We start from the raw sequence: 18,924 nt of genomic DNA, 5'->3' as shown, positions 1-18,924 counted from the left end.
GCGCTGATACAATAAAAAGACCGTCGAACAACCGTTCGGCGGTCTTTTTTTGTATCCATCAACTTTCCATCTGGCGGCCCAGAAACGTCGCAATAGTCTGGGCCAGCTTCTGATCGTCCTCAGACAGGGGCGGCTCATCGGCCTGGGTCACCAGGACCACACTGCCCAGAACGTCGCCCTCGGCCAGGATGGGGGCTGCGACGCCGACAGTGTGATGGTCGGAGCCGTCTACCACAGGGACCGGCTGGACGCCGGGGGCGTATCGGTAGGATTTGCGTTGCTCCATCAGCTGCTCCAGGGCGTTGGAAACACGCTTGTCGCCCAGCTCCCGACGGTGACCACCGGAAAGGGCAATCACGGTGTCCCGGTCGCTGATGGCAGCCAGATGGCCGGTATTCTTGTAAATGGACTCACACAGTTGACCGGCAAAGTCCGACAGGTCTCCCATGGGGGAGTACTTTTTAAAGATCACTTCGCCGTCCTTTTCTGTATAAATCTCCAGAGGGTCACCGTCACTGATAACATGGACATCGAAAACCTTGTCCTTCTGATGGGTGGCAGATTGGACAATGCGGCACGATACGATATTTTCGATGCCGGACTTAAAATTTACGGCTTCCTCCTGGGCGGCAGACTGCAAGATAGCGTCCACGTCGGCTTGCAGCTGAATCTCCAGATGGTCCTCATAGATCTTGATGTGGTCGATAATCAATTCCAAGTCGTTGCGTTCCAGATGGTCTTTCTTCAGAATATCCTCAAAGACTTCCAGGGCCGTCCGGGCGGCCCGGTTGACCTGGATGATGGTGTTCCGCTTGTCGGCTAGCAGCTCAATCTGGTGGCTGATGCCCTCGATCTTCTTTTGTAAGTCAGATTCCAACTCGTCGTAGGTCTCTTCCAGCAGGGCTTCCTGTTCCGGGTGTTTCATCAGGTCCCGGATGCGCTGCCGCTTGGTGACCTTCAATTCTTCTTGGAGCTCGGCCAGTACCGACGCCAGATGGTCGGCGCTCTGCTCGGTCTCGACCACGTCCTCCTGCTCCCGTTCTAGGTCTTGATTGAGCCGTTCCAGCATATCTGCGGAATGATCCATAACCCGCCGGATGTAAAGTTTCAACAGCTCATCCAGCTTATCCACTCGAATGTGGTGGGAGGTGCAGCCTGCCCGGCCCCGGCGATGGTAAGTGCCGCAGGTGTAGGCCGGTTTCAAATCGCTGCGGCTCATGGCAAACATGGGTGCGCCGCAGTCACCGCAGGTGAGAAAGCCGGAGTACACATTGTCATACTTCTTGATGCCCCGATAGTTGGACGTGCTGCGTTTCTCCCGCAGGGCCCGGGTGGTGGCGAAGGTGCGATAGTCCAGAATGGGCTGGTGATGGCGTTCAATGACTATCTGTTCGGCTTCATCCTGCCGGACGTCCTTGCCGTTGATCTTTTTTCGTGTGTACTTGCTTTGACGCAGGGTGCCGATGTAAAAATCGTTGTCCAGAATGCCCTGTACCGTGACGATGGCCCACGAAGATTTGACGGTGCGCCGGTATTCGGCTCCGGCGGCTTCTTTCCGGTCACGCTCAGCCATCCGGGGGGTGGGGATGCCCTGTTCCGTGAGATAGTTGGCGATCTTTTTGTAACCCCAGCCCTCCTCGTTGTAGAGACGGAAAATGGTACGGACAATGTCGGCCTCTGTGGGGACAATCTCAAATTCCTGTCGTTGGTTGATGAGATAGCCATAGGGGGCGGCACAAATCCATTTGCCGTCGGCCTGCCGTCGCTTGATAACATTCCGCACTTTTTTGCTGGTGTCCGTGACGGGCATTTCGTTGATGAGGAATTGAAACTGGATTTTCAGCCAATCATCATCATTGGGAAAATCGATGCCGTCTCCGATGGAAATGATCCGTACTCCAGCGTCTCGCAGGTCTTCCAGTTCCACCAGACCGCGGCTGTTGCGGCGGGAAAAACGGGAGAAATCCTTGATGATGAGAATGTCATATTGATGGGCCATCAACCCGTTCCGCATGGTCTGGTAGCCCTCGCGCTGCTCAAAGGTGTAGCCGGAGCGGTCCCTGTCCTCATAAAAGGTGAGGGTACTGCCGGGGAATTTCTGCTTCACAAAGTCCTGAATGATCGCTTTCTGGTTTTCAATGGATACGTTGTCCCGGTCCAGTTCATCGTCTACAGAAATACGGCAGTAGCCTGCAATATCAAATGTTTCAATCACGGATTCCCACCGCCTTTCAGATAGTGCTCCATGGCACGGTCAAACTCGGAGACGTAGTCTGCATCCTGTTTTTTGCGGAATTCCGCGTAGATGTCGCTAACCTTTTTTACTGCTGCTTCTCGGGAGACATGGCCTTTGCCCTCCAGCACCTTTCGACGGTTGTTGGTCAAAAAACGGTCCGTCTCGTCTAGCCAGTCCTGCATGCTCATGAGCTGCTCATCCTCGGCCATGAGCTCGGCGTAGTCGATAAACATGGTCACCAGCCGATTGAGCCGGGAAAGCTCTTTCTCGTTGAGGTAATTTTTAGCCACCAGGGTGTCGCTTTTCAGAATTTTTCCGCCCGGCGCACCCCTCCAGGTGGTCAGGCCCATGGTGGGGCTGTCCAGGGTGGCCCGTTCCGCAATCAGTTCCGCCGCCGTCTTGCCGGTGACGGCAAAGTGGAGCTTGTTCTGCACAAAGGCATAGAATGCCTTTGTGGTGTCACTGTTTTTGTCGTAGTCGTAGCTGCACTGTTCAAACACGTCGGCAATCTTCTGGTAGGCCCGGCGCTCGCTGGCCCGAATTTCCCGGATGCGCTCTAACAGCTCGTCGAAGTAGTCCCGGCCGAAGGGCTTGCCGTTTTTCAGCATATCATCATTGAGGACGAAGCCCTTGGTGATGTACTCTTTCAGCGTTTTTGTGGCCCACTGACGGAAGCGGGTGGCCTTTTTGGAGTTCACACGGTATCCTACAGCAATAATGGCATCCAGATTGTAGTGCTCCAAGGTGCGGCGAACCTGTCGGGAACCTTCCTGACGAACCACCGAGAATTTCTCGGTAGTTGCTTCCGGCGTTAGCTCCTCCTCCGCATAGATATTTTTTAGGTGCAGAGAGATATTGTCTGTTGTGCAGTCAAATAACTCTGCCATTCCGCTTTGCGTGAGCCAGAATGTTTCCTCCCGAAACACCACACTGACAAACTCTTTTTCACCGTTGTTGTTATAGAGCAGGATTTCGCCCTGCTGCATAGGAACGGATTCCATAAATACCTCCCTACCAATAGAAGAATAAAACTATATAATAATTACAGATAACATTGTAACTCTGTATTGAAAAAAATGCAAGTGTAAAATAAAGCATAGGGCTTTTTGCCCAATGAGATAAAAAGAGCAAGATTTGAAGCCCCAAGGGGTTCCCAATCTTGCTCTTTGCGTTATTCTCAAGAAGTCAATCTAAAACTTTTCCCCAATAATATTCCCAAAGCTCTCGATATATGACCTTGACCTTTCCGGATAGCAGAACGTGTAATTGCAATGCCTATTCCAGCTTAATCAAATATATCCATACCCGGCACCGGAATGATGCCCAACATTTCAGCACAAAGCCGTTCTACAACATTGGCATTGGAATCCCGTATGGCACGGTAGATTTCTTCATGGGTCTCGTTAATCAAATTCTGGGGCAGGCCCTGTTCTTCTCGCGCTTGTGTACGGCGACTCAGCAGCCGCTTGATATGTTCACGGATCAGCACCTGTACCATTTGATAAATATCCCGATACAAGCGATTGTGGCTCATACGAATTACCTGATAGTGGAACTGAAAATCGGCGTCTACCACCTGGTCCAGCCGAGTTTCATCATGGATGTCCTTGTGGAATTCCGCAGCCATCTCATAATAATACTGCAGCGCTTGTCTCAACTGTTCTCGCTCCTCGTCGGTGGCCTTCTGCAGTGCAAGGCGCATACACTCACTTTCCAGCAGAAATCTCAGCTGGCGTACCTCCTCATACCGCTCTTCCCCCTCGTAAAATACAGCGACCTCACTGAGTACGGGCCGCAACGAAAAGCGTTTGACATAGGAGCCTTCTCCTACTCGGGTCTCAATAATTCCCAGCGTGCTGAGTTTCTGTAAAGCCATGCGAACACTGAGCCGGTTGACACCGAACAGTTCTGCAAATTCTGCTTCCGACGGGAGCTTGCTGCCCTCTTTCCAGGTACCATCGGCAATATCTTGTTTGATGGATGCACATACCTGATCCACAATTGATACACGGCTGATTTTTTTTCTGCTTCTTTGTTCCATACTACTTTGATTCCCTCTCTGTGTCACCAAACAATGCTCTCTCGATATTCTCCGCCCTGAGCAGGCGGAACGCATCCATATTTTATTATAGTCGAAAACCACCGCTTTGCAACTGCTTTCTCCACTGAGAAAACAGTTGCAAAGCGGCAGTTTCTCTGTGGACATGCCGCAAAGAAGCTGCCGCTTTTGCTATGGGAGTGTATGAAGAAAGAGGAGTTCAACGATAAACTTTATTCAATGACAACTTTCTTGCGGGCATTGGCCAGGACTTCCTCGCTCATCTCCTGACCGATGCCGGGCAGATCGGGAATCTCATAGGCACCATTGACCGGAGCGTAGTAATACTTACCGGCTCTCTTGAACTTGTTCAGCAGGTTGGCATTATGCTCCTCATGGATGGTAAAGTTGGGAATGGCCGCCTCCACCTGCAAGGCCGCAGCGGTGGCGATGGGGCCGCCGCAGACATGAATCTGTACGCCCATATCATAGACCTGAGCCATATCGCAGATTTTCTTCGTCTCCGTGATACCGCCGGTGTTGCAGAGGTCCGGCTGAATCACAGACAGGGTGCGGTCCTCAAAGAACTGACGGAAGCCCCAACGGGTGTAGCTGCGCTCACCGGTGGCCAAAGGAAGATTGCACTTCTCTTTGATATGGCGGAAGTTGCTGGCGTTCTCGGGGCTGGTGGGCTCTTCAAAATACATAATGTGGTAGGGTTCCAGCGCCTTGCCCAACTCAGCAGCCGTATTGGCATCCAGCAGGGAGTGAATCTCCACAATGATGTCCAGATCCGGACCACCGGCTTCGCGGCAGGCGGCGATGCGCTCCACGGAGCGCTGCAAATCATGGTAGCGGTAGCAGCCGCGGACATGGGTTCCTTGGTTGCCCCAGATGTACGGCAGCGGTACAGAGGGATCTGTGGGAGCAAAGACCGGGTCCACCTTAATGGCGTCATAGCCATCGCGGATGGCGTTTTTAGTTACCTCGAAGTAGTCCTTGGGATCATACAGCAGACCCAGGCCCTCGTTGTTGTTTTTGCCGATGAGATCGCTCCAGCCGAATTGCAGCTGGGAGGCATAAGCCCGGAGTTTCTGATTGGTCTTGCCGCCGATGAGCTTGTAGACAGGTACGCCCAACGCTTTGCCCTTGATATCCCAGCAGGCCGTGTCAATGGCCGCCATGGCGGAGGTGATGACAACGCCGCCGCCCATGCCCCAGAAGGTATGCCGGTGCAGGTGCTCCCAGATCTCCTCCGTATTGAAGGGGTCCATACCGATGACCAGCTTTGCAAAATCCTGGCACTGACCGAACGCAGCTTCCCAGCAGTTGCCGTAGGCCAAGCCGGCTTCACCAAAGCCGCTGATTCCCTCGTCTGTGTTAACCTTTACGGTGATAAAATCATCCAGGTAGCACTCCACACTTGTGATTTTCATAAGAGATATCTCCTTTCAATTTTCTCCATGGATATCGCCCCATACGGGCGATATCCATGGTACGGTTTTACCCTTCATTTTCTCCTGTAGCAGCCCACAGGGATGTCTTGATGGCAACATTGCCGGTTTTACCGCGAACAATGCCGATTACGCTCAGCACCACGATGGCAGCTACATTCAGCACAGCCAGCAGGGGGCTCATGGACAGGCAGGATTTCCACAGCACCACGATGAAGCCCAGCAGGGAAATCACGCAAATAGCGTAATAGGCGCCGTTGGGAATATGGAACCGGGACTGTTTCCAAGCCTCGGGATACAGCTTGGGCAGTTTGATAAATGCCAGGAAGTTCAGCAGAGCAAAGCAGGACGTGAACAGCTGGGTCATATTGGTGATAACCGTAATAGACAGGCCGAACACAATGGGAATCATACCAGCGATATACATAAAGGTCAAAATCCAGACGCGGGCATGGTTCTTGTTCTTCTTGCCGAACGCTGCGGGCAGCCATCCATCATCGCAGGACTGGCCAATGTTGATCGCATTATAGGCAAAGCTGGAGTTCAGAGTAGACAGCAGAGCCATAATGGGGCCGCCGATGATGAAGATATAAAACAGCGCTGTCGGGAAAATCCGCTGGGCCGCAAAGACCAATGTGGTGGAATCGCCATACTCCTCCAGGCTCATGACACCCACACCGGCCATGGCCACACCAACATAGAGGACAATCAGGGTGGGAACCGCCATCAGCAGAACGATGGGGATATCCCGGCGAGCGTTTTTGGCGTCACGTCCGTAGGAGGTCGTCATGTAATAGCCCTGGGTGGAATAGACGAACAGGAGAATGGCACCAGTGAAGCCGCCGCTGATCTGGCCGTCGGTGAAGGTAATGCCCCAACCATTGACCAGGAAATTGGGATCGCTGAAGTCAAAAATGGGCAGCTGCATTTTGGCAATACCCACAATGGCAAACAGGATCAGTGCAGCGATCAGCAGCCAGGTCATCATCTTTTGGGCCTTTGCCATGATGTCTACACCCATCAGGTTGACTACATAGAAGAACGTCAAAAGAACGGCACCTACAACCAGCCGAGCACCGGAGCCGCTGAGGGCAGGGATGATATCACCCAAATACGCAGCGGCCGATGCACCAAACAGGCTCAAACTCAAGCACTGCGTCAAGTACATAAACGCGAACACACCGGCCACATTGGGGCCTGCCATGCCGCAGAGCATGGAGTAGTTGCCGCCAGCCATACGAACAGTAGAGGACACAAAGACATTGGGCAAAATCATGATAAAGCCCATGATGATGGCTACCAGATATGCCAGCCAGGCGGAGTAGCCCGTCATCTTAATTGCGGGAACGATCAATGTGATAACGCCGGCGCCGATGACCTGGCCAATGGCCAGCGCATACAGCTCAGGCTTTCCCAGCGTACCGGGACCGGGTTCTTTTTCTCGGATAACCTTAATTGCCATATGGATGCTCCCTCATTTCTCATTGTAGTTTTACGGTTGTCAGTTTGCCGCCTTCACAACCTTGTACAACGTTGCCCGATCAATAGCCTCCTGCAAAAATTCATTGCCGATGCCCGGCAGATCGGGTACTGTAAAGAAACCGTTTTCCGGCTGCAAATTGTATTTTGTCAGTCCCAGGCAGGTATCCATGCGGTTGCAGGTGTGATGCTCATGAATGATAAAATTGGGAATGGAGCACTCCACATGCAGTGCGGCATTGGTGGCCAAGGGACTTCCGGCCACATGAACCTGGATGCCCACATCATAGGCATGGGCCATATCGCAGATTTTCTTCACTTCGGAGATACCGCCGCAGTTGCCAATATCCGGCTGCGCCAGCTGCAACAGATTTTTCTTAAAGTACTCGGCGTACTGCCAGCGGGAGAACAACCGTTCACCATTGGCAATGGGCACCGAAGTGTATTTGGTAATATACTCCACTGTCTGCGTGGTGGGAGTATTCGGCTCTTCAAAGGCCATGATACCGTATTTTTCCGCCAGACGTGCCAACTGTACAGCACCCAGTGCATCCGGGTAGGAGTGGTTCTCCATGATAATGTCCACATCATCGCCAGCGGCTTCCCGTGCGGCTTTCATACGGGCCTCCACCATGTGCAGCTGCTTGGGCGTCAGGAGACCGGTGGTATCCAGCCAGTTTAAGGGTTTACCCTCTTCATCGCGATCAAAAAAGTCAATTTTGATGGCGTCAAACCCTTCGTCAATGGCCAGCTTAACGTTATGGGCGTAATCTTCCGGTGTTACCGCCCAGAGATGTTCACTGACACCGGTCTGGCCCCAGCCAAATTGCAGCTGGCTGGCATAGGTGCGGAGTTTGTCACGAACTTTTCCACCCAGGAGTTGGTAAACCGGGACTTTAAAATACTTGCCTTTGATGTCCCACAGAGCCACATCAATGGCGGCAATACCGGAAAATACCACCGGACCACCATTCTGCCCCCAGAACGTCTTTTTGTACATGGTTTCCCAAATGAGTTCTGTCTGTAACGGGTCCATACCCACGATCAGTTCGGCCAAGTCACAGACCATGCCAAAGGCTGCGCTGCCACCCACGCCGTATGCCATACCGGCTTCACCGTCGCCACAAATGCCTGCATCTGTGTGGATGCGGCAGCCAATGGGGCTGTTCTGTTTACTGTTGGCTGTGGGTAGACGGAATACTTCGATTTCTGTAATCTTCATGTTTCTCCTCCTTCAACTATTCGCTTGCAATGTTATTGAGTTGTTCGCTAACTGAATTATTAAGCAATTACACAACAATGTCAAGGGAACCCAGAATAAGTTTTTGAATTTTGTAAATAGTTCCAAATAGGCCTTTAAAATTTTATGATATATAAACCTGAAAATTACCAATTAAATCCATTGCTACGAAGTTACATGAACGTGTACCTGTAATCTCTGCTTAAAGGCATTCCCAGATTGCACAACGGAGGCAAAACGCTGCGCTGCATATGGTACACATTGGCCCTGCTGGGAGAAATTATAAGTCGCTCAAGGAGATTGTCTACTCAAAAAATCTTCTGAGAGAAGTAAAACAGGAGAGAATTTGCGCTCATTTGAATCTAATAAGTCTTAATTTCACAGTATTTTCTGCTATTTTAAGTCTGCCAAATAATACAAAACCCGCCGTAGAATTGAAAGACTCTACGACGGGTTCTCCCGAGTACTATGTGGGCATAGACGCGGCGGTATCTTTCCGGGCCTGGACTTCCTGCTCCGCCAGACGGCGGCGATTATAGAGCAGCAGATCTCGGGTTTGCTGGTATAGATCCGATTCTCCAGATAAAAAAACCGCGATCAGATAGTTCTGCGCCTTGTATTGCTGATAAATGGGTTTCAATGTTTCCTGAAAAGCTGCGTCATTTTTTTCTGTTCGGGTCAGCCACAGCTCGACAAGTTTACGCTCTTTTTGTACGTGCATGTGCAATGGGCCATCATCTCCTTTCCAACAGTTTCCTCTATCTCGTTAAAAGTTATACACCGTTAGGACCAGATTACAGCAGATCAATCACTGGCTAAGAGAATAGGAACTGTTTCCGGGTTCAACGCTCTCATCCTCGCGTTCTCTGCTGTATCGGATTCCCAATGCCAGCTTGTGAATGCGCTTTTGAATTTCAGGTACGGAGTACCCTTCGCCCAAATGATACAGCCGCACGGGTTTCTTGCTGCCGATGGCCTGGATGGTGGGACATTTTCGGTTGGGCGCACAGTCCAGCACATAGCCCCGACGGATGAGACTTTTGAGAAAATAGTCAAAGTCGCTGCTGACACCAATGCACTCGTCGATGGTCTGCCGCATGAGGTTATATCGGGTCGGCTCGCCCTGTTTTTCGGCAAAGTAGAGACTGCGGGCCGTTTTGCCTTTGGGATACTCAATGACTGTCAGATTGTGCTCCTGGCACAGTGCATCAGAGATCTCCCGCATGCGGTAAAATGCCCGCTTATCGCAGTTGAACTTCTGGCCGTCCTTGTAGCTTACCGAGTTGATGACCAGATGATTATGGTAAGTACCGGTATTGAAATGGGTGGCGATCAGTACTTGAAACCGGTCACCCCACATTCTTTTGGCCAATTCCACGCCCAACTGGTGGCACAGCTCCGGGGACACTTCACCGGTCTTGAAGCTCTGAACACAGTGGTAGGCCAAGTTCCCGCCGGTCTTGTTGAAGTGCCGCTTGACATACTGCATATCCTCATAGGCATGGTCACGACGGCAATGTAAGGTTGTAACATACATGGTCTTCTCCGGGCCGCTGGTGACCTTCTCACCGTTCTGCGCATAAGTCTGGCTTTTGGGTACAGCTCCAGAAAATACTCCATTTGTCCATCCAATCCCAGACCGATCCGCTTGGCAGAAACAGAAATCAGAAGATTCCCCTGATACTCTACGCCAAACATCCGAGCCATGCGCTCCTGAATCCGCCGGTATTGGTCTTCCAGGGCCAGATACAATACCGGCCCCGGATGAATCGAATGCCCCCAAAAGGATTGACCGGTGCTGACATGATAGGCGATTTGAGCCACTAAAAAAGACTTCCCAATCTTTGGCGCACCAGCCAGGATGTATGTCCCCTGGAACAGCAGATCGTCAATGATGGCTGGAGTTCCTGTAAAAACTTGTTCCATCAATTCTCCGATCTCCACCATGGGCAGATAGTTGGGATTTTGTAATTGCTGTAGTTTCTGCATAAAATCCAATTCTTGACTGGTTTTTCCCGTAGATACATTGATTTTTTCTGCTGTCCCTGCTATACTGTCTGTGCTAATTGCAGGCAGTTGCCCTCCGTCTGTTGGCCCAGACGGGTTCAGGGCAGCTGTTTTTTGTTCTTCCATACAAGATCTCCTTTCGTAAAGATACGGAGCGTATCCTCCTTTCACTTGCTCCAGTTTATGAAATATGGTAGAATATAAAATAATAGATTTTATAGAGAGAGTTTTCTCATATCCCAATAATAAATCTAATATTTAATATTGTCAAGCAATATAGCATTATATTTTAGATTTCGTTATTTTCCACAAGTAAGGTTGTGATATTGCATGGATACCGCTAAAATTGTCGAAAATATTCAAAATTTTTGTGATAAAAATGGTATTACACCGACTGTTGCCGGTCGTGAAAGTGGAGCTGGTAAGGATTTGGTTTCTGCCATGAAGCAAAGAGGTGTCTTGCCATCTATCGAAAAAATGAGTTTACTGGCCAACTATCTGGGCGTGACTGTCAGTGAACTTCTGGGAGAACCATTGCCGGAATCCTCTGCGTCCACTCCGCAGGAGCAGGAATTCGCCCGCCTGTTTGCCCAACTGCGCCCAGAGCAGCAGGAGCTTGTGATTGCCCAGCTCCACGGTATTCTTGATGCTAACGACCGTAATGCCTCCTCCTCTGAGTAAGCACCTGCGGTTGATACGGACACCATACCATGTATCCCATTGAACTTTCAAGGCGTGGGAAAGTATTTCTGTCGGCAATGATTTATTTTGCTGTGGATATGTAAAATTCCTGTATTTTTTCTGTGGGAAATGATATTTTTCTGTGTGGATTATTCAAAAAATACCGCCGACGGCAAGCGCAGCCATGCGCCATGCCGTCGGCGGTATTTTACGATTTATGTGATGATTACTTTGGTATGCCCAGCAATTCCTCTGTTGTTTTATCAAACTGCTCCTGAAACTCCTCATAGGTGATCTGTCCCGTCTCCACCTGTTCCAGCAGCTCCTGCCCACGCAGCTGCGCCTCTTTGTATTGTCGCAGAATATCCGGGTACTGTACAATTCGCCGTTTTGCTGCCGTCTGTATCCGGTTGCACACCTTGCGATACAGCTTTTTTGCCTCGTCCCGGTTGACCTTCTGCTGATGCTTGGACATGGCTCCAATGTCTTTGCACGTTTTTCCGTTTTTGCCTTCCACAGGCCGGTCGCAATAGCAGTTGACTACCGAATAGGGAATGAAATACCGATTGCAATGGGCGCACCGCCGAAGCTGAATTTCATGGGCACACACCATTTCAAATTCCCAGATAGTCAGGGCATGGAGTGCATCGGTGGCCATATAGGTGTGTCCCTCCAATTTCTCATCCTCATAGTATCGGACTTTGTTTTTGTCATACCGGTACATTTTGCGGCGCTTTGTAATGTGAAACTGAGGCGACAGAAACCGATAGCTCGATTCCACCAAGCATTGAAACGGCAAATCAAATTTCTGTAGTGCATAGTATCGGGACAGGATACTGTCATGATTTTCGTCCTCTCCATGCATCACCCGGTCCAGCAGAGGGGTCAGCTTCTGCTGACAATCGTGGAGCTGATGCAAAATTTGCGCCACAAACCGAAGCCATTCCCTGAGATAATCGGGATGCACCCAGCACTGGCTGCCTGATTCCGATGGTTTATCAATCAGTTTCATATACTCCAGGCACTCTGATTGTAGTTTCCTTTGCATCTCCGGTGACAGTTCATACATGGGATCTGGCTGTAATGCCACATGAAAGTGATTGTGAAACTGCTGTTCCACCAACAGCTTTAGTAAAGGATGCTGGGGCGACAGTTCCGATTTTAGATGCCAGTACCACTCTGCCACTTTCCTGGCATAGCCTATCTGCCATTGTTCTATGTAGTCCTGGTCGCCACATTCCGGTGGGATGGTGTCTCCTTCCTCCCAGAGCTGCTCGGCCAGTGTTTGATATCCAAGCCAATCCACATCCAGAAATACAATCAGCCATAGCCCCATGGCTGCCTCGGCAACATCAAAGTTATTTTCGTAGATATATTCTCGACCGTTTTCCAAACTCATTTCATAATATGGCATCGAAACCTGCCCTTCCTGGTCTATGATATCTCTATTTTTCATGCGTTATAATTCCGTTATTTCTTTCAGCAGTGCTAACTTCTGAACTTGTCCACGCTAGCTGATTCTGTCATCAGCATACCGGAAAATACAGAATTTGGCAATAGAAAAACATACGGAATATAAAATATTATCCGGAAATTGACTGGTCTCGCAAAACCTGCCCACCCCCCTTGAATTATAGCATGCTATTCAATATTTTGTGTGCTTTAGAAAAGAGCATGACCTTGGTAAAGCGCCTGCAGAACAGAATCTGCAGGCGCTTTGCTGATGTTGAGATAAAAAAGCTGGGTCTTGATGGTTTTGGTATCGTGTATGGATATCTGAAATTACTCATGCATGGTAAATACTAGTAAACAATAGTTAAATTTAATTTATATAAATAAAGCGCACTTATATAATTATAATTTCATAAAGATAACTGAAATTATTGGCGTCTATATATGGGCTGGAGAGCGGGATACAATGGATTTTGTGGCACAGAATGTTTAAGGACAGTATCTTAATTCGATAATCAGACAAATAATAATAGATATAAATGCATCAATTTATGCAAAAGATACAAAATCTTCTATTTTCCTTGTATACCTAACCAATTGATTTCACACCGCGATTCCGCTAAACTTTAGTCAATAGATTTTTCAGAACATAAAGAGATACAGATGGGAGGTATTACAATTGCAGAATGACAACATTCTTGAAATGATAAAGATTGATAAAGTCTTTCCGGGCGTTAAGGCGCTGGATCAAGTGGATTTCATGGTAAAACGCGGGGAGGTCCATTGCTTGATCGGTGCAAATGGCGCTGGAAAATCGACTTTGATGAAAATACTTTCCGGTGCCTACAAAGAGGATGGCGGTAAAATCATCTTTGACGGCAAACAGTTGAGTTGGCACGGAACGGAGGCACGCCGAAAAGAAGGTATTTCGGTCATTTACCAGGAGTTGTCGCTGTTTAGCGAATTGACCGTGGGTGAAAATGTCTACATCAATAATTACCCTAAAAAAGGCGGCAAAATTGACTGGAAAAAAGTCTATGAGGATACGCAAAAGCTGGCGGACAGTCTCAACATTCGCATCGATGCCAAGGCACGCATTGCGGATCTCAACATTGGTCAACGTCAGCTGACAGAGATTATGAAGGCCATTGCCTGTAATGCCAAGCTGATTGTTATGGATGAGCCGTCTTCCACCCTTTCCAAGAATGAGTTTCAGATCTTGGTTCAGGTCATTCAGGACTTGAAAGCCAAGGGTATTACCATCATCTATATCTCTCATCATCTCGAGGAACTGTTTCTGGTGGGTGACCGCATTACTGTTTTGCGAGATGGCAGGTTTGTCACCTGTAAGGGGACACATGAGTTGGATGAAAACACCTTGGTAGAATATATGACCGGTGTTACCATGTCTCAGGGACAGCAGGAGGAACGGAAGCTGCATAAGGTCTCTGATGAGGTTGTGCTGGAACTGAAAGATTTGTGCAATCACAAGGTTAACCACGTCAGTTTCCAGCTGCATAAAGGGGAGGTCCTGGGGCTGTATGGCCTAGTGGGCAGCGGACGAACCGAAATCCTCCAATCAATTTTTGGTGTTGTCCCGCCCAGCAGCGGTGAGATTTATCTCCACGGTAAACCGGTGACATTCAAATGTACTAAGGACGCCATCCAAAACGGCATCGGCCTGGCGCCGGAGAGCCGGAAAACCCAGGGTTTGGTGCTGCCGCTTCCGGTTTGGGAGAACATGTCCATGGTGGCGCTTCGGAAATTCCGTATGGGAGGTAAACTCCACTATAAGCGTATTTTCGAGGAATGTAACTCCTACAAAGAGCGCCTCCGGATCAAGACGCCGGATGTGCACACCATAGCCGGCAATCTCTCCGGCGGTAATCAGCAGAAAATTATTTTGGCGAAATGGCTGATGAAAGACTGCGATATCCTGTTGCTGGATGAACCTACCCAGGGCATTGATGTGGCCGCCAAGGCAGAGATATACAAGCTGATCGGCGAAATGACCCGGATGGGCAAGAGCGTCATTGTCGTCTCCTCGGAATTGGAGGAACTGCTTAGAATTTGCGACAATATTCATGTGATGTACGACGGTGAACAGGTAATTCAGGTCAACAGAGCTGAGTTCTCCAGCGATTACATACTTCATGCTTCTGTCGTCGGCAAACCCAGTTCCCAGATGGTTAATTGACAGAGGTAAGAAGGAGGAACCATTGAAATGAAAACGAAACTGACCTTCAATGAGATCATCAAACGGTATAATCTCATTATTATGCTGCTGATCTTCATCGGCATATCCGCAATTCTCTCTCCCAACTTCCTGACCATCGGCAACTTCCTGAACCTACTGCAGCAGGCCTCCATTCCCGGTATTGTGGCCATTGCGATGACGCTGGTCATCCTGCTGGGTGGCATTGACCTTTCGGTTGGTTCGGTTCTGGCATTCGCCGGTATGATCTGCGCCATAATTGTGGATCATTTCGGCGGAACGGTTACAGGTATGGTGCTGGGCATCGTGGCAGCCTTGGCTGTCAGTGCAGTAATGGGCCTGTTTACCGGTGTACTTATCTCCCGTTATCAGCTTCCTGACTTCATCGCTTCGCTGGCTATGATGGAAATTGCTCGTGGTGCAGCGCTGCTGACCACCAGCGGCAACCCTGTTTTTGGTCTCTCTGGTCCCTTCAAGTTCCTTGGCGGCGGCTTCCTGTTTAATAAGGTGGCGGTCAGCGGCATCTTCTGGATTGTTCTCACTGTGATTTTTGCCCTTGTCCTGAAATACACCGTGTTCGGACGGAGCCTGTTTGCCATTGGCGGTAACCGGGAAGCTGCTATGCTGTCCGGTATCCGCACCAAGATCAATTATTCTCTGACCTATATGCTCAGCGCAATCTTGGCTGGTTTCGCGGGAATCCTGACGGCTTCCTGGATGTCTACCGGCCAACCCACTGCCGGTGATGGCTATGAGTTGGACGCTATTGCGGCCAGTGTCATTGGTGGTGCTTCCCTCAGCGGCGGCGCAGGCTCCATTTGGGGCACCTTTGGCGGCGTGTTCCTGCTCCAAATCCTGACGAACATCTTTAATCTGGTGGGCCTTCCTTCCTACTATCAAAGAATTGCAAAAGGCTTAATTATCGTTCTGGCCCTGCTGCTGAACCGTGTGGTTTCCAAGCAGAAGGCTGCCAAAAAATAAGAGAAACTTTGTATTCCTCAGACTGTTTCCGGTCTGAATATTTAGGAGGATGACGAAAATGAAACTGAAGAAACTGACCGCGCTTGCTCTGTCTCTTGTTCTGGCTCTGGGCATGGTTGCTTGTGGCTCCGGTGAGACCACTACCACCGAAACCTCCACCAATGAAAGCAACACTACGACCGGCACCACTGGCACCGAGACCACGGATGAATTTGTCATTGGCTTCTCCAACTGCTCCCAGGATACCCCGTTCTTTGCCAACATGACTCCGATTATTGAGGAGTACGCCGCGACCAAAGGTGTCAAAGTGGTATCCCTCAATGCCGACAACGACGTGGCAAAGCAAAATAAAGACATTCAGGACTTGGTTACGCAAGGCATTGATATCCTGATCACCAACCCTGTGAACGAGGATGGCCCCTCCGCTGGTATCGATGCCTGCGCCCGTGCCAATATCCCTGTCGTCACCGTTGATAAGAATGTCCGCAGCGGTAACATCTCTTGGGTCGGCCGTGATAACAAGGAAATGGGCCGACTGGTTGGTGAACGCCTGATTGAGCTGCTGGGTGGCCCCGATAAGGCAACTGGCACTGTGCTGGAAATCCAGGGTACTGCCGGCTCCACCACTATGATGGACAGACGCGATGGTTTCCATGAGGCTCTGGAGGCGGCTCCCGGCCTGACCATTGTGCAGTCTGCTTATTGTGACTATGACCGCTCCAAGGCCATTCCTGCTACGCAGGATTTGCTGCAGGCCAACAAGGACGTTGTGGCCATTTTTGGTCACAATGATGATATGGCCATCGGTGCTGCACAGGTTTGCCAGGAGCAGGGTCTTACCGACATTCTGGTCTGCGGTGTTGATGGTCTGATGGAGGCTGTTCTGGGCATCGAGGAAGGTACCTATGCCTGCACTGCATCCAACGATCCTGTTCTGCTGGGCCAGACCGCTGTTGACACGGCGCTGAAGGTTCTTAACGGTGAAGAAGTGGAGTCCTTTGTGGACGCTGGTACTGTGGTCATCGACGAGACCAATGTGGCAGACTATGCCAACGCTGATTTGGATTTTGCCGAGATGATCAAGTAATCGGTTGACCTATTATACGGCAACGCTGGGAGAGGTACCGCGCTGCGGTGCCTCTCCTTTTTGAAAAAACATGTCTAAAACATGGAATTTACCATAGAAAAGGCGGTATCAACTATGAAAATTGCGGTGGGCTGCGATCCCAATGCGGAAGCATACAAGCAGGAAATGATAGAATTTATCAAAAGCCTGGGCCATGAGGTTACGGATTTTGGCAGCGATGATGTCATCTATGCCCACGTAGCAATCCGCGTAGCGGAAGCGGTGGCAGCGAAGGAATATGACCGCGGCATTTTGTTCTGCGGTACGGGCATCGGCGTAATGCTGGCGGCCAACAAGGTTAAAGGCGCATACGCGGCCAACATTAACAATGTCTATTCGGCTCAACGCGCCTGTCTGTCCAATAATTGCAACATTATTACCTTGGGAAGCCAGGTGACCGGTGACATGTTGGGCAAAGAGCTGATTGAAGCGTATTTGGACTGCAACTACGTATATAATGAGCGCTCCGGTAAAAAGGTAGACGCCATTGTGGATTACGAGCAGCAGCACTGCAATGCAGTATAATACACAAGGTCGAATGGTTTCTACAGCCATATAATAAGCCCCCTGGCAAAAGCGTTTCCGCTTTTGCCAGGGGGCTATACAGTTAAAACCGAAAATCCTCACCTAAAAGTGTCTGAAGATACCGTTTAATATATGGCAATGCCGCACCGCGGCTGATGGGAGAGCCAGGGCAACAGGTTACCTTGATAAACTTACGGTCGGTGGGAAACGCGGTATTGTCTTGAATGGTTTGGTGAAGCAATTTCAAATCACTGCCTTGCAGATACTGTGCCACGGTACCACCCAGGATAATGGGGCAGTCCATAAACATATGCAGGTTATTGATGGCAAGCGCTAAATAATGGAGATATGACATCCAACGCGCTTTTGCGGCAGTGTTGCCTGTACGGAGTTGATGAAAAAAGTCGCTGAGGGCTTCTCCCTTTTTTAGCAGCGCCTGGGTGGAGCAATAGGCGTCGAGACAGCCGCGGTTTCCGCAGTAACAGGGGTTGCCATTAGGCACAATGGTCATATGCTCAAACACGCCGCTTTTTAACTCGGTACCTTTCAGAGATTGACGATTGACGATAATAGCGCCGCTCATGTTGCTGCGGATATTGATATAAATAGCGTTGTCTAAAGAAGGGGATTGCCACAATTCATCCAACGTGGCCGCTTCGGCGTCGTGGACAAACTGGCATGGATAGGCGAGATGATCGGTAAAACAATCGATTGTCAAGCCGGTACAGCCCAGAATTTTGCCGTAGACAACCTGAGTGCCGTCGGTGGATATCAGACCCTGCAATACAATGCCAACGCCTAAAATATCCGCTGGTGATAGTTTGGCTTCTGCAATGGTGGCGTCGATGGAATGGCAAACTCGAATGTAATAATCGCTGTCATTCTGATAGGGCAGCTCATAGCGCTTGCAGCAGATGGTTTCACCATACAAATCCAGAATGACAATCTCGTAGTGGCTGGAAAGCAATTCGACACCAACGGCTAACTTGGCTTTCTGCGCAAAATCAAAACTAGTGGCCCGGCGACCGCCGGTGGATTCCTGAGGGTCGCCTTTGCAAATGAGACCTTGATCCTCGAATTCCTTTAGTATTTGGATGATGGTGGGACGACTAAGTTCCAAATCATCCTTGAGATTTTTCTGGGTGGTGCTGCGATGTGTGTAAATATAGGAGAGTACTTGCTCACGCGTCAAGTGTTTGAGAGCGGTTGTGTTGGCCGACATGGCTTCTTTCCTCTTTTCTCGGTGAAGTTGTTTGATGCTGGAATGCTGCACTTCACTCCTTTGTGCGGCGGTGATATGACAATAGTTCGAGAAGATGCTGCTATCTAACTTCAAAGAAGATTTGTATAATTTAAATACAAAAGTGATTTTGGAAAACCTTATACTCTTAATTATACTATGCAAGGCTATATCGTGCAACTGCTTTGACGAAGACTGACCGGTAAAACGCGCTGGAGATAGGACAAATTGATGGATTTTTGATAGAAAG

The 18,924-nt window shown here is 49.7% G+C and carries 15 protein-coding genes and 1 pseudogene; 5 read left to right on the top strand and 11 right to left on the bottom strand.

Annotation, left to right across the window (positions count from 1 at the left end; translation table 11 throughout):
- Window positions 1-58: 58 nt before the first annotated feature.
- The 9 genes and pseudogenes from ACTQ33_RS10620 to ACTQ33_RS10580 all read right to left on the bottom strand — a co-directional run.
- Window positions 59-2,215 (bottom strand): stage V sporulation T C-terminal domain-containing protein, encoded by a 2,157-nt coding sequence (locus ACTQ33_RS10620; protein ID WP_441464575.1) that lies wholly within the window; start codon window positions 2,213-2,215, stop codon window positions 59-61.
- On the bottom strand, window positions 2,212-3,237 hold the full coding sequence (locus tag ACTQ33_RS10615; RefSeq protein WP_441464574.1) for a virulence RhuM family protein: 1,026 nt from the start codon (window positions 3,235-3,237) through the stop codon (window positions 2,212-2,214). The genes ACTQ33_RS10620 and ACTQ33_RS10615 overlap by 4 nt, the downstream gene beginning before the upstream one ends.
- Window positions 3,238-3,521: 284 nt before the next feature.
- Entirely contained in the window at window positions 3,522-4,277 is a 756-nt protein-coding gene (locus ACTQ33_RS10610) for a FadR/GntR family transcriptional regulator (protein ID WP_441464573.1), read from the bottom strand.
- Between the two features lie 230 nt (window positions 4,278-4,507).
- Window positions 4,508-5,710 carry a mandelate racemase/muconate lactonizing enzyme family protein gene (locus tag ACTQ33_RS10605; protein ID WP_441464572.1) on the bottom strand — a complete coding sequence of 401 codons (1,203 nt, stop codon included), beginning with the start codon at window positions 5,708-5,710 and terminating at the stop codon, window positions 4,508-4,510.
- A 67-nt stretch (window positions 5,711-5,777) separates the two neighbouring features.
- Window positions 5,778-7,190, bottom strand: coding sequence for an APC family permease (locus ACTQ33_RS10600; protein ID WP_441464571.1), 1,413 nt, complete (start codon window positions 7,188-7,190; stop codon window positions 5,778-5,780).
- 39 nt (window positions 7,191-7,229) lie between these two features.
- Window positions 7,230-8,429, bottom strand: a complete 1,200-nt coding sequence (locus ACTQ33_RS10595) for a mandelate racemase/muconate lactonizing enzyme family protein (protein ID WP_441464570.1) — start codon at window positions 8,427-8,429, stop codon at window positions 7,230-7,232.
- 484 nt (window positions 8,430-8,913) lie between these two features.
- Window positions 8,914-9,174, bottom strand: a complete 261-nt coding sequence (locus tag ACTQ33_RS10590) for a hypothetical protein (protein ID WP_441464569.1) — start codon at window positions 9,172-9,174, stop codon at window positions 8,914-8,916.
- Window positions 9,175-9,255: 81 nt separating this feature from the next.
- Window positions 9,256-9,984, bottom strand: coding sequence for a relaxase/mobilization nuclease domain-containing protein (locus tag ACTQ33_RS10585; protein ID WP_441464568.1), 729 nt, complete (start codon window positions 9,982-9,984; stop codon window positions 9,256-9,258).
- Window positions 9,985-10,151: 167 nt separating this feature from the next.
- Window positions 10,152-10,373 (bottom strand): annotated as a pseudogene (locus ACTQ33_RS10580) (AAA family ATPase); the annotation flags it as partial.
- A 411-nt stretch (window positions 10,374-10,784) separates the two neighbouring features.
- Here ACTQ33_RS10580 and ACTQ33_RS10575 point away from each other — a divergent pair.
- The gene (locus ACTQ33_RS10575; RefSeq protein ID WP_441464567.1) at window positions 10,785-11,135 is read left to right on the top strand and encodes a hypothetical protein; all 351 of its coding nucleotides are present in this window, start codon (window positions 10,785-10,787) and stop codon (window positions 11,133-11,135) included.
- 226 nt (window positions 11,136-11,361) lie between these two features.
- On the opposite strand, the gene ACTQ33_RS10570 is transcribed toward ACTQ33_RS10575, so the two are convergent.
- On the bottom strand, window positions 11,362-12,549 hold the full coding sequence (locus tag ACTQ33_RS10570; RefSeq protein WP_441464566.1) for a DUF6076 domain-containing protein: 1,188 nt from the start codon (window positions 12,547-12,549) through the stop codon (window positions 11,362-11,364).
- Window positions 12,550-13,290: 741 nt separating this feature from the next.
- Between ACTQ33_RS10570 and ACTQ33_RS10565 the strand changes: the two genes are divergently transcribed.
- The 4 genes from ACTQ33_RS10565 to ACTQ33_RS10550 all read left to right on the top strand — a co-directional run bounded on the left by ACTQ33_RS10565 (window position 13,291) and on the right by ACTQ33_RS10550 (window position 17,434).
- A complete protein-coding gene (locus ACTQ33_RS10565; RefSeq protein WP_441464621.1) occupies window positions 13,291-14,784 on the top strand; it encodes a sugar ABC transporter ATP-binding protein in 1,494 nt (497 codons plus the stop codon).
- A 27-nt stretch (window positions 14,785-14,811) separates the two neighbouring features.
- Window positions 14,812-15,783, top strand: a complete 972-nt coding sequence (locus ACTQ33_RS10560; protein ID WP_441464565.1) for an ABC transporter permease — start codon at window positions 14,812-14,814, stop codon at window positions 15,781-15,783.
- A gap of 58 nt (window positions 15,784-15,841) precedes the next feature.
- Window positions 15,842-16,870 (top strand): substrate-binding domain-containing protein, encoded by a 1,029-nt coding sequence (locus tag ACTQ33_RS10555; RefSeq protein WP_441464564.1) that lies wholly within the window; start codon window positions 15,842-15,844, stop codon window positions 16,868-16,870.
- A gap of 114 nt (window positions 16,871-16,984) precedes the next feature.
- On the top strand, window positions 16,985-17,434 hold the full coding sequence (locus ACTQ33_RS10550) for an RpiB/LacA/LacB family sugar-phosphate isomerase (protein ID WP_441464563.1): 450 nt from the start codon (window positions 16,985-16,987) through the stop codon (window positions 17,432-17,434).
- Window positions 17,435-17,516: 82 nt separating this feature from the next.
- Here ACTQ33_RS10550 and ACTQ33_RS10545 read toward each other — a convergent pair whose 3' ends face one another.
- Window positions 17,517-18,656: an ROK family transcriptional regulator gene (locus ACTQ33_RS10545; protein WP_441464562.1), complete on the bottom strand. Its 1,140-nt coding sequence runs from the start codon at window positions 18,654-18,656 to the stop codon at window positions 17,517-17,519.
- Window positions 18,657-18,924 lie beyond the last annotated feature (268 nt).

The sequence above is a fragment of the Candidatus Avoscillospira sp. LCP25S3_F1 genome (assembly GCF_052117125.1).
Classification (GTDB): Bacteria; Bacillota; Clostridia; order Oscillospirales; family Oscillospiraceae; genus Avoscillospira_A.
This window is presented reverse-complemented; position numbering and strand designations above follow the sequence as displayed.